Genomic DNA, 11,054 nt, shown 5'->3' on the forward strand with positions numbered 1-11,054 from the left:
CCCCGGGCCCGCCGGCCGCGCCGCCCCGGCCGCGGCAACCAGTGTGGGACAGGGGTGGAGCTCCGCGTGGGCGCCCCCCCCCCCCCCCCCCCGTGGGGCCGTCGTGGCGACGCGGCTTCAGGTCGTCACGGCTCGCGCGTGACGGGGGCCAGCCACATACCGGTGATCGCGTCGATCAGCCCGGTCGCGGTGTCGTGCCAGGTGGAGCGTGGGGTGGGGGCGCCTTCGGCCAGGGCGTTCTCCCGTACGGCGCACATGTGCACCATGAGCTGGCCGCCCATCTCGGCGCGCTCGGCGCGCACGTCCTCCGGAAGGCCGGGCAGGGCGCGGCGCAGCCCGTCGATGATCTGCCGCAGCGAGGGCGAGGTGAGGGACTCGTCGATCATGATCTCGCGCAGCGCCGGGTCGGTCATGACCTGGGCGCCGAACCGGGCGAACCAGGTGGGGTTGCCCAGGGCGGCCAGGTGGTCGGTGACCGGGCGCACCAGGCAGGCCACCCAGTCCCGTACCTCGGTGGTGTCGCCCATCTCGGCCAGCATCCGCCGGCGGGCGCGCTCGATCGGCTGGGCGTGCTTGCGCGCGATGGCTCGCACCAGGTCGGCCTTCGCGCCGAAGTGGTAGCCGACCGCGGCGTTGTTGCCCTGCCCCGCGGCCTCGCTGACCTGGCGGTTGGACACGGCGTACACGCCGTGCTCGGCGAAGAGCCGCTCCGCCGCCGTCAGGATCTGCTCCCGCGTCTCGCTGACCCGCACGGCCCGCGGGCTCCCGCCGGTCGTCCGGCCGGTCACGCCGGCCCGCCGTCGCCTCTGCCCACGAGCGCCCCCTCGAACAATTCACTGTCAAGCTCAGTCAATCGGCACAGTCACCTTAAGTCAAGCGACTGCTTTAAAAATCAGTGTGCGCCATGCACGACATGTGCCATATGCACTGATTGTGTAGGTTGCACATACGGTGTGATAGATATGCTGGCGCGCACTGACGGCACAAAGGACTGGCATGGACAAGCCCACGGACCTCATCGAGTACGAGACCATGCTGCTCGGACGGCACCGTCACATCGACCGCATGGCGTACATCCTGCTCAGCCGCGTCCGGCTGGAAGGCATGATGTCGATCGGGCAGCTCAGCGACGCGTTCGGCCTGGACGTCTCCACCCTGAACCGGCACACCTCGGCCCTGCTGCGCTCCGGCCTGGTCGAGCGCATCCCCGATCCCGACGGCGGGATGGCCCGCAAGTTCCGCCTGACGGGGGCCGGGGAGCGGTATCTCGACGACGAGCGGGCCAAGAACGTCAACGGCCTGGAGAAGGTCCTGGTGAACTGGACGCCCGAGGAGGTCGCCACGTTCGCCGCCTACCTCAGGCGGTTCAACACCGACGTCGAGCGCCTCGCCGGACGGCCCTGGCCCCGCCCCTGACCCGCCCCCGGCCCCGCCCCTGACTACGACACGGTGACCGCGCCGCCCGCCGCGGCCTCGGTGCCGGGCCGGGAGCCGGTCATGGCGTCGGCCACGTGCCGGCGGTGCAGGCGGGCCGCCTTGGCCATGTTCCAGCCGAGCACACCGGTGACCGTGCCGCCCTCCCGGAACAGCGCGACGAAGCGGCCCTCCTCCGGGTCGCCCTCGACCACCTCCACCTCGGCGCCCGCCGTGGGCAGGCCGTGAGCCTGGAGCTTGGCGTCGTACTGGTCGGTCCAGAAGTACGGGACCGGCGTGTACACCCGGTCCTCGCCGAGGATGTTGGCGGCCACGACCTGGGCCTGCTCGACGGCGTTCGTCCGGTTCTCCAGCCGCAGCCGCCTGCCGAGGCCCTCGTGGTGCCAGGAGGCGACGTCGCCCACCGCGTAGACGCCGGGGGCCGCGCGGCAGCCGGCGTCGCAGGCCACCCCGTCGCCCACCGTCAGGCCGCTGCCGGCCAGCCAGCCGGTCGCCGGCCGGGAGCCGATCGCGACCACGACCGCGTCGGCGGGCAGCAGCTCGCCGGAGGCCAGCCGTACCCCCGTGACGTGGCCGCCGGAGCCGGTGAGCTCCCGGACGGCGACGCCGAGCCGCAGCCGGACGCCGCGGTCGGCGTGCAGCCGTGTGAGCGCCCCGCCGATCCGCTCGCCGAGCTGGTCGGCGAGCACGGCCCGGCCCAGACCCGCGAGCGTGACGTCGAGGCCCATGCCGCGCGCGGTGGCGGCCACCTCGGCGCCCAGCACGCCCTCGCCCACCACGACGAGACGCGGACCGGCCAGCAGGTGCTCGCGCAGCGCGAGCGCGTCGTCCAGGGTGCGCAGCACGTGCACGCCCGCCAGCCCGTCCTGGCCGGGAAGCCGGGCCGGAGTCAGGCCCGTGGCCAGGACGACGGCCTCCGCGCGCAGCGTCCGGCCGGAGGCGGTCAGCACCTCGCGCGCGGCGGCGTCGAACCGGACCGCGCGGTCGCCGAGGACGAACTCGGCGTCCAGCCCGGCGAGCTGGTCCGCCGGCCGCAGGTGCGCCCGCTCGCCCTCCCAGACGCCGGAGAGCACCTGCTTGGACAGCGGCGGCCGGTCGTAGGGCGGGTGCCGCTCGGCGCCGAGGACGGTCAGGCCGCCCTGGTGGCCGTGGCGCCGCAGCGCCTCCACGACGGCGAGGCCGCCCGCGGAGGCGCCGACGACGAGCACGTCGGCCGGGACCGTCAAGACCGCTCCTCCACGCTGATCGCGGCGGCCGGGCACACGCCGGCCGCCTCGCGGACGACGGCGTGCAGCGCCTCGGGCGGCGTGGCGTCCAGCAGGATCACGATGCCGTCGTCCTCCCCCTGGTCGAAGACGTCGGGAGCGAGCAGCACGCACGTTCCCGCGCCGCAGCACTTGTCGGTGTCGACGGTGATGTTCACGTTCGTCCTTCCTTCCGGTTCAGTCGTGGGTGCGCGGTGATGGAGCCGTCACCACCGCACCGGGACCTGCTCCAGGCCGCCGACGATCAGTCCTTCGCGGCGGGCCAGGACGTCGGCGGGCACGGCCAGTTCCAGCGTGGGGAGCCGGTCGATCAGCACCTTGAGCACGGTCTGCAGCTCGGTGCGGGCCAGGGACTGGCCGAGGCACGCGTACGGCCCGGCGCCGAAGATCAGGTGCGGGTTGGGGGAGCGGGTCAGGTCCATGTCCGCGGCGTCCTCGAACGCGCTCTCGTCGCGGTTGGCCGAGGACAGGCTGCACACGACCGTGGCGCCCTTCGGCAGGGTCGTGCCGCCGATCTCGACCTTCTCGCTGATGTAGCGGGGGATGCCGAAGCCGAAGTTGGCGTCGTAGCGCAGGCACTCCTCGACCGCGGTGCGGATGAGCGAGGGGTCGGCGACGAGCCGCTCCCAGCGGGTGCGGTCGGCCAGCAGCATCGCCACCATCTTGCCGATCATGTTGGCGGTGGTCTCGTGGCCCGCGACCAGTAGTCCCTGGGCCGTCCTCACCGTCATCTCCTCGGTGACCCGGCCGTCGAGCTCGCCGACCAGCGTGATCAGCTCGCTGATCAGGTCGTCGCCCGGCTCGGCCCGCTTGGCCGCGGCGTGCGCGCGCATGTACGCGGCGAAGTCGGCCTGCGCGGCGTCGATCTCCTCCTGGGTGTACTTCGTCAGGCTCAGCAGCGTGTCCGACCAGTGGGCGAACCGGTCACGGTCGGAGTCGGGCACCCCGAGCAGCTCGCAGATCACCCACACCGGCAGCGGGAACCCCAGCGCGGCCACCAGGTCGGCGGGCGAGCCCCGCTCGACCATCTCGTCCACCAGGCGGTGGGCCGCCGCCTCGATGCCGGGCCGCATGGCCGAGACGCGCTTGGCGGTGAACGCCTTGCCGATCAGCTTGCGCCAGTCCCGGTGGGCGTCGCCCCTGACCGTGGTGCCGCCGCTGGCGAACACGCCTCCACCCTCGTTCGCCGTGATGTTCGCGGCGTCGTCGGCGACGAGGTGGTGGGTGAAGCGCGGGTCCGACAGCAGGTCCTTCACGTCGGAGTACCGGGTGAGCAGCAGCGCCTCGTCCCCGCTGGCCAGCCGGATGGGCGCCACGGGGCAGCGGCCGCGCAGCTCCGCCCACTCCTCCGGCGGCTCCAGGGCGCCGGGGGCGGGGAACGGGTAGTCCTGGATGTCCGTCACATGTCCTCCTGGATGGCCGGTCGCGGAGACCGGCCCGCTGATGGGATGCCGCCGCGGCCACCGGACAATGTTGTCCGGTTGTCACCGTAGCCGCACCTCGGGCGTGTGTCGAGCGGGGGAGGCCGAGCAACCGGACAAAGTTGTCCGGTTGCTACGCTGGCCGCCATGTCAGATACGCGTCGCCCCAACAGGGGACCGAGTGCCGCGGCGGAGAACCGGGCCGCGCTCATCGCGGCGGCCCGCGACGTCTTCGCCGGCTCCGGGTACGACGCGCCGCTCAGCGCGATCGCGCGGGCCGCCGGGGTCGGCCAGGGCAGCCTGTACCGGCACTTCCCCGACCGTGTCAGCCTCGCGCTGGCCGTCTTCGAGGAAGGCGTGAGCGCGCTGGAGGCCCTGGCCGCCGAGCCGGGCGCCAGCCTCGACGACGTGCTGGCCCTGATGACCGAGCAGACCATCACCTCGACGGCGTTCATCGACATGGTGAGCGTGTCGCCGGCCGACCCCCGCATGATCGAGGTACGCGACCGGGTGGCCGGCCTGCTGGACGACCTGCTCGGCCGGGCCCGCCGCGCCGGCGCGGTCCGGGCGGACCTGACGACCGATGACCTGGTCATGGCCGTCGGGATGCTCGCCGGGGTGCTGCGCAGGACCCCCGCGCCCGCCCGGCGGCACGCGGCCGAGCGGGTGTGGCGGCTGCTCCGCCACGGCATCCACACCCCGGCCCGGCCTTGAGCACACGACCCGTCCACGAACCGGAGGCACCCGGCATGCTCCCCTCACTCACCGGCCTCGAGGCCGAGGCAGCGGACCGCGTCGGCGCGCTGCTGCGCACGTCCGGGCGGCTCGGCGTCGCCTTCTCCGGGGGCGTCGACTCCTCCGTGCTGCTGGCGCTCGCCGTACGGGAGCTGGGGACGGGCCGGGTGATCGCGGTGCTGGGCGTCTCGCCGAGCCTCGGCGCCGCCGAGCGGGCGGCGGCCCACGAGGTCGCCGCGTACGTCGGCGCCCGGGTGGTCGAGGTCGCCACCCACGAGGGGGACCTGCCCGCGTACCGCGCCAACGGCCCCGACCGCTGTTTCCACTGCAAGAACGAGCTGTTCGTCCGCATCTCCGACGAGGTCGCCGCCGCGCACGGCATCACCGCCGTGGCCTACGGGGAGAACGCCGACGACGTCCGCCGCCCCGACCGGCCCGGCAGCCGGGCCGCCGCCCGGCACCGGGTGCTGCGGCCACTGGCCGACGCGGGCGTGGACAAGGCGGAGGTCCGCCGCATCGCCGCCGCCCTCGGCCTGCCGAGCGCCGCCAGACCGGCCGCTCCCTGCCTGGCCTCCCGCATCCCGCACTTCTCCGAGGTCACGCCCGAGAAGCTGGCCCAGGTGGAGCGGGCCGAGGCGGCGCTGCGGGAGCTGGGCTTCACGGACTGCCGGGTGCGCCACCACGGCGACATCGCCAGGATCGAGGTGCCCGTCGCCGAGATCGCGCGGCTCGCGGGCGACCTGCGCGAGCCGGCGCTGTCGGCGGTGCGGGAGGCCGGGTTCCGCATGGTGGCCGTCGATCTGGCCGGCATCCAGTCGGGCGCCTTCACCCTGCCCCTGGTGCAGGGCCCGGGCGCGGGGGCGCGGCATGGCTGACGGCTGGAGCGCGCCGGAGTCGTTCGCCCGGCTGGATCACGACAGGGCGGCCCGCCGGGGCTACCCGGAGGCGGTGTACTGCGCGGGAAAGACGCCGGACCAGGTCCGCGCGATCGCCGCCGAGCTGGGCGAACGCACCCGGACGGCGCTCCACCCGACAGGGGCGACGTTGTTCACGCGGGCCGAGCCCGAGCACGCGCGGGCCGTGCTGGCCGAGCTGCCCGACGCCCGCCACGATCCGGACTCCCGGCTGCTCGTGTGGCCGCCCGAACCTCCGCCGCCCTCCGGCGGGCAGGTGGTCGTCCTGGCGGCGGGCACCTCCGACCTGCCGGTGGCGCGCGAGGCCGAGCTGACCGCCCGCTACCTGGGCCGGCCCTGCGAGCTGGTCGTGGACGTGGGCGTGGCCGGGCTGCACCGCGTGCTCGGCGTGCTCGATCTGCTGCGCTCCGCCCGCGTCGTGGTCGTGGCGGCGGGCATGGACGGGGCGCTGCCGAGCGTGGTGGCCGGGCTCATCTCCGCGCCGGTGGTGGCCGTGCCGACGTCGGTCGGGTACGGGGCGGCGTTCGGCGGGCTGGCGCCCCTGCTGGCCATGCTCAACGCGTGCGCGCCCGGCGTCGCGGTCGTGAACATCGACAACGGCTACGGCGCCGGCCACCTCGCGGCCCAGATCGCCGCCCCGCTGTGAAACCGCGATCCGGGGCCGCGCTCAGGCGCGCAGCAGGGTGACGATGCCGGCGGCGACCAGCGCGGCGGCCCACATGCGGTCCACGTTGAACCACGCGCGGCGCAGGACGGCCAGCCCGGCCACCTCGTACACGAGCACCGCCACCACGCCGGCGACCGTGAACATCCCGAGCGTGTGCCACAGCGCCACACCCAGGCCGCCGGCGACGGCGTGGCCCGCGTGACCGGCGCCGGCCGGGCCGCCCCCCTCGGCGGCCAGGCCGGCGAACACGGGGACCAGCATCAGGCCGGCGCCGTGCGCCGACGACATGAGGAACGACCAGGCGGCGAGCTGCGGCAGGGACAGCCGCATCCCCACCCAGCGGAAATGCCGCTTCGACAGCAGCCGCCACAGGCCGAAGGCGACCAGCGTCACGCCGCCGGCGACCGACAGCACCGTGGCGGTCGTGAGCGAGCCGGTCACGCCGACCACCACCGCCACCAGCGCGACGGAGGCCAGGTGACCGGCGGCGATCGCCGGCAGCGAGGCCAGCAGCATGTCCCTGCTGCGCTCCTGCAGGCCGCGGGCCACCGCGAACAGCCACCCCATGGCCGGGTTCAGGCCGTGGAAGGCGCCCAGCAGGAGAGCGGCGGCGATGGTCATGGGCGGCCGGTCACGGGTAGCAGTAGGAGTCGGACGAGGCGTCGCCGCCCTGCAGCCGCACCTGGTGCGGGCGCAGACCGCGGAAGGCGTCGCCGTGCGGCAGGAACCGCTCGTCGAAGGTGAACGAGTCGGTGTCGATCTTGGCCAGCCAGGCGCCGACGCCGTCCGGGTAGAACTGGTCGTCCCAGGAGCCGTACAGGGAGTTGGTCAGGTAGACGCGCCTGCCGTCCCTGCTGACCTCGACCATCTGGGGGCCGCCGCTCAGCGGGCCGTCGGCGGCCGGGTGCGACTCGCGCCGGACGATGCCGCCGATCCGCAGCGAGCCCAGCTCGACGGGCTTGAACGGGTCACTCACGTCGTACTGCTTGAGCTCCCCGGTGCCCCAGCAGGAGACGTACAGGCGCTGGTCGTCCACCGACAGGTCGATGTCGGTGACCAGCGGCGGCACCGCGCCGAACGGCTTGAGCACGTCCGGCAGGTCCTTCTCGTCGGCGGGCTCGGCCGGGATGTCGATCACCTTGCGCGCCTGCCAGCGGCCGCCCTCCTGGAACCACGTCCACACCGAGGCCGACAGGTCCTCGACGCTGACGACGACGCCGGCGAAGCCGTACGTCCTGGTCGGGTCGTGTGCCGGGCGCAGCTCCAACGTCATCTGGTACTGGTCGCCCAGGTCCACCTCCTGGAGGTGGCGGCGCTTGCGCAGGTCCCAGAAGTGCAGCCGGTGCCCGTACTTGCGGCCGAGGAGCAGCTCGCCCACCACCCCGTCCTCGATCATGGACGGCGTGCCCCACTCCGAGGTGACGAGCACGTCGTGGTTGATGTGCCACCAGAAGTCGTAGGAGAGGTACTGCGGGCCCCGGTCCACCTCCCAGCGGCCGAGCACCTCGAACGACTGGTGGTCGAGGATCGCGATCCCGCCCGGCCCGTCCTCGCCGTTCGCGCCGCCGAGCGCCGAGACGTAGAGGCCCTCGGGCCCGCAGTGGACGGTGTGCGGCCGCGAGTACCCGGCGCGCCGGGCCAGCTCCTCGGGCTCGATCACCTTGACGATCTCCGGGCTGATCCGGTCCTTGGTGTCGAGGATGTGGATGCGGGAGGAGCGCAGCCCCGGCACGACCAGGTAGCGGCGCTCGACGTGCGGGTGCGGGGCGTAGGGGCACAGGGCGCTGCTGCAGGCGTTCCAGCCGAAGTGGTGCAGCTCGTCACCCGTGTTGGGCAGATCGGTCCAGCCGGCCACCTGACCGTAGCCGGGCGAGGACGGATCGGTGTCGACGACGGCGATCGCGTCGGGCCGGGCCGCCCGGCGGTCGAACGCGGCTACGTAGGCCAGCCGCTCGGCCGGCGCGGCGGCGGCGTCGCGCGGCGAGGGGTAGAACGTGGGGTCCGGAGTCCAGAGTGCCATGACCCCATGATTCATGCATTACCTACCCGGTCAATAGACAAGCTGCCAAGACCTATGCCGCTTCAGTGCGAAATATTGCCCGATGCGGGCGTAACCCCGCCCCGGACGGCTCATGTCTTCCGGGGTACTCCCGGCGTGGTAGACCGGCCCCGGGCGTCTGCGCCCGGGGCCGTAGCCGCGGGAGCTTCGCCGGCGGGACGACCGCCCCGCCTTCCGTGGTGGACGATCACAGGCCATGGAAACCTCTCCCCGAGTCCGGTACGTCCAGGGGCTCGCGCTGCTGGCCACCGGGCTGCTCGCCGGCGCGTTCGGATACGGCGCGGCCAATGTCGTGCCCACGTTCGACGTGGTGCCGCTGGACGTGCGCCTGACCTTCCACACCGCGATGATGAAGGTCAACGAGCCGGTCATGCAGAGCGCGATGGCGCTGTCGATCCTGTCCTGTGTCGCGTCGGCGGTGCCGGCCCGCGGCGTGTCGCGGCGGCTGGCGGCCGCGGCCGGCGGGCTGACGCTGACCTCCCCGCTCGTGACGGTGTTCGGCAACGTCCCCCTGCACGCGTACTTCCGCACGTGGGCCGCCACGGGGGCTCCGGCCGGCCACGCGGAGATCCTGCGGCGCTGGGAGCTGTTCCACACCGTCCGCACCCTGACCGCGCTGGCCGCTTTCGCAGTGATGATCGTCGCTGCCGTCGTCGTCCGGCCCGCCCACCGGTGAGGGCGCGTCGCGCGCTCTCGCCGCGGAGTCCAGGAACCGGCCCAGGTCCGGCTCCTGGACTCCGGCAGCTCACGCAGCCGCTCGGCCCCGCCAGGCCCTACGGCGTCAGGACGACCTTGTTGCACTCGTCCTGCTTGTTCTTGAACAGGTTGAACCCGCGCGGTGCCTCGCTCAGCGGCATCCGGTGCGAGATGACGAAGCTCGGGTCGATCTCCCCGTTGCGGATCCGGTCCAGGAGCGGGCGCAGGTAGCGCTGCACGTGGCACTGGCCGGAGCGGATGGTCAGCGAGCGGTTCATCAGCGCGCCCATCGGGAACTTGTCCAGCAGCCCGCCGTAGACGCCGATGACCGACACCACCCCGCCGTTGCGGCAGGACAGGATCGCCTCCCGCAGCGCGTACGGCCGCTCGGTCTCCATCCTGGCGGCCTGCTTGGTGCGGTCGTAGGCGTACATGGCCGGGGTGGGGTGGTGCGCCTCCATGCCGACGGCGTCGATGCAGGCGTCCGGCCCGCGCCCGCCCGTCATGTCGCGCAGCGCCTCCAGCACGTCCACGTGCTCGTAGTCGAGCACCTCCGCTCCGGCGCGCTCGGCGTACCGCAGCCGGTACGGGAACCGGTCGATGCAGATCACCCGGTCCGCGCCGAGCAGGAACGCGCTGGCCACGGCGAACTGCCCGACCGGCCCCGCGCCCCAGACGGCGACCGTCTGGCCGGGCTTGATGTCGCACATCTCCGCGCCCATGTACCCGGTCGGCAGGATGTCCGACAGGAACAGCACCTTCTCGTCCGGCAGGTCGTCCTCGATCTTGATGGGCCCGACGTCCGCGAACGGCACGCGCGCGTACTCGGCCTGCCCGCCCGCGAAGCCGCCCAGCATGTGGGAGTAGCCGAAGATGCCCGCGGGCGAGTGGCCCATGAACTTCTCCGCCAGCCCGGCGTTGGGGTTGGAGTTCTCGCAGATGGAGTACAGGCCCTCCTCGCAGGCGAAGCAGTTGCCGCAGGCGATCGGGAACGGCACGACCACCCGGTCGCCGGCGCGCAGGTTGCGCACCCCCGGGCCGACCTCCACCACCTCGCCCATGAACTCGTGGCCGAGGACGTCGCCCTTCTTCACGGTCGGGATGTAGCCGTCGACCAGGTGCAGGTCGGAGCCGCAGATGGCGGTCGAGGTGATGCGCACGATCGCGTCGCGGGAGTTGAGCAGCCGCGGTTCCGGAACGTCGTGCACCTCGACGGTGTTGCGGCCCATCCAGCAGTTCGCCTTCATGACCGTCCTCCCACGGGTTGTGCGGGGCGCTGCCTGAGCTGCCGCAGCGCACGGGTTCCTTCGGGGCTGGCGTCCGAGCGGACGACCTCGCCGGTCTCCATGACCTGCTTGAAGCGGCGCAGGTCGTCGCGGACCTGCTGCTCCGGGTGCTCGCCGAGCAGCTTGGCGAACGCGGCGCCCAGGGCACGGCCGGGCACGGTGTACTCCATGGCGACGTCCACCACGGTGCCCCGCCCGCCCGGACCTTCGGTGAAGGCGACCCTGCCGCCGGTGGTCACGGTGGCGCCGCGCACCGAGCCCCAGGCGATGAGCTCGCCGGCCCGGTCGTCGATGATCTCGGCCTCCCACCGGAGGTCTGTCACCGGCCCCCTCGCCTTCCACAGGGAGCGGCCCTCGCCGACCTCCCGCACCGACTCCAGGTGGGCCATGAAGGTCGGCAGGTTCTCCAGGTCGCGCCAGAACCGGTACACCTCCTCGCGCGGCCGGTTGATCGTGATCGAGGCGTGCAGCCTCAGCGGGCCCCGGCCGGGACCCGCGCCGCGTACCGCGCACAGCAGGTCGAGGGCCGTGATGCCGGCGACCGCGGCGGTCGCGGCGGTCACGCGGCGCCGCCGCT

At 73.5% G+C, this 11,054-nt stretch carries 13 protein-coding genes; 5 read left to right on the top strand and 8 right to left on the bottom strand.

What is annotated here, in order from left to right:
* Positions 1 to 125: 125 nt before the first annotated feature.
* Positions 126 to 788: a TetR family transcriptional regulator gene (locus ABZS51_RS40970; protein ID WP_355453249.1), complete on the bottom strand. Its 663-nt coding sequence runs from the start codon at positions 786 to 788 to the stop codon at positions 126 to 128.
* A gap of 208 nt (positions 789 to 996) precedes the next feature.
* On the opposite strand from ABZS51_RS40970, the gene ABZS51_RS40975 reads away from it, so the two are divergent.
* On the top strand, positions 997 to 1,416 hold the full coding sequence (locus ABZS51_RS40975; RefSeq protein ID WP_355453252.1) for a MarR family transcriptional regulator: 420 nt from the start codon (positions 997 to 999) through the stop codon (positions 1,414 to 1,416).
* Positions 1,417 to 1,439: 23 nt separating this feature from the next.
* Here ABZS51_RS40975 and ABZS51_RS40980 read toward each other — a convergent pair whose 3' ends face one another.
* From ABZS51_RS40980 to ABZS51_RS40990, 3 genes are read right to left on the bottom strand one after another with little or no spacing between them, the layout of a single operon-like run.
* Entirely contained in the window at positions 1,440 to 2,660 is a 1,221-nt protein-coding gene (locus ABZS51_RS40980) for an FAD-dependent oxidoreductase (RefSeq protein ID WP_355453255.1), read from the bottom strand.
* Positions 2,657 to 2,857 carry a ferredoxin gene (locus ABZS51_RS40985; protein WP_355453258.1) on the bottom strand — a complete coding sequence of 67 codons (201 nt, stop codon included), beginning with the start codon at positions 2,855 to 2,857 and terminating at the stop codon, positions 2,657 to 2,659. The genes ABZS51_RS40980 and ABZS51_RS40985 overlap by 4 nt, the downstream gene beginning before the upstream one ends.
* A 48-nt stretch (positions 2,858 to 2,905) precedes the next feature.
* Positions 2,906 to 4,102: a cytochrome P450 gene (locus tag ABZS51_RS40990; protein WP_355453261.1), complete on the bottom strand. Its 1,197-nt coding sequence runs from the start codon at positions 4,100 to 4,102 to the stop codon at positions 2,906 to 2,908.
* Positions 4,103 to 4,267: 165 nt separating this feature from the next.
* Between ABZS51_RS40990 and ABZS51_RS40995 the strand changes: the two genes are divergently transcribed.
* The 3 genes from ABZS51_RS40995 to larB are packed head-to-tail and all read left to right on the top strand — an operon-like array spanning position 4,268 to position 6,415.
* Complete coding sequence (locus ABZS51_RS40995) at positions 4,268 to 4,834, top strand: helix-turn-helix domain-containing protein (RefSeq protein ID WP_355453264.1); 567 nt, start codon at positions 4,268 to 4,270, stop codon at positions 4,832 to 4,834.
* Between the two features lie 35 nt (positions 4,835 to 4,869).
* Positions 4,870 to 5,730 (top strand): ATP-dependent sacrificial sulfur transferase LarE, encoded by an 861-nt coding sequence (larE, locus tag ABZS51_RS41000; protein WP_355453267.1) that lies wholly within the window; start codon positions 4,870 to 4,872, stop codon positions 5,728 to 5,730.
* A complete protein-coding gene (gene larB / locus ABZS51_RS41005) occupies positions 5,723 to 6,415 on the top strand; it encodes a nickel pincer cofactor biosynthesis protein LarB (protein ID WP_355453270.1) in 693 nt (230 codons plus the stop codon). The genes larE and larB overlap by 8 nt, the downstream gene beginning before the upstream one ends.
* A gap of 21 nt (positions 6,416 to 6,436) precedes the next feature.
* Here larB and ABZS51_RS41010 read toward each other — a convergent pair whose 3' ends face one another.
* The gene (locus ABZS51_RS41010; RefSeq protein ID WP_355453274.1) at positions 6,437 to 7,057 is read right to left on the bottom strand and encodes a hypothetical protein; all 621 of its coding nucleotides are present in this window, start codon (positions 7,055 to 7,057) and stop codon (positions 6,437 to 6,439) included.
* Positions 7,058 to 7,067: 10 nt separating this feature from the next.
* The gene (locus ABZS51_RS41015; RefSeq protein WP_355453277.1) at positions 7,068 to 8,456 is read right to left on the bottom strand and encodes a selenium-binding protein SBP56-related protein; all 1,389 of its coding nucleotides are present in this window, start codon (positions 8,454 to 8,456) and stop codon (positions 7,068 to 7,070) included.
* Between the two features lie 235 nt (positions 8,457 to 8,691).
* Here ABZS51_RS41015 and ABZS51_RS41020 point away from each other — a divergent pair, with 235 nt between their 5' ends.
* Entirely contained in the window at positions 8,692 to 9,171 is a 480-nt protein-coding gene (locus ABZS51_RS41020; protein ID WP_355453280.1) for a DUF1772 domain-containing protein, read from the top strand.
* Positions 9,172 to 9,268: 97 nt separating this feature from the next.
* Here ABZS51_RS41020 and ABZS51_RS41025 read toward each other — a convergent pair whose 3' ends face one another.
* Together ABZS51_RS41025 and ABZS51_RS41030 are read right to left on the bottom strand one after the other, a co-directional pair.
* Positions 9,269 to 10,438, bottom strand: a complete 1,170-nt coding sequence (locus ABZS51_RS41025) for a zinc-dependent alcohol dehydrogenase (RefSeq protein ID WP_355453283.1) — start codon at positions 10,436 to 10,438, stop codon at positions 9,269 to 9,271.
* Positions 10,435 to 11,054: SRPBCC family protein (locus ABZS51_RS41030; protein WP_355453285.1), on the bottom strand; the 620-nt coding region annotated here is incomplete at its 5' end. The genes ABZS51_RS41025 and ABZS51_RS41030, both read right to left, overlap by 4 nt.

Source organism: Nonomuraea sp. NPDC005501 (assembly GCF_040605905.1).
Lineage (GTDB): Bacteria > Actinomycetota > Actinomycetes > Streptosporangiales > Streptosporangiaceae > Nonomuraea.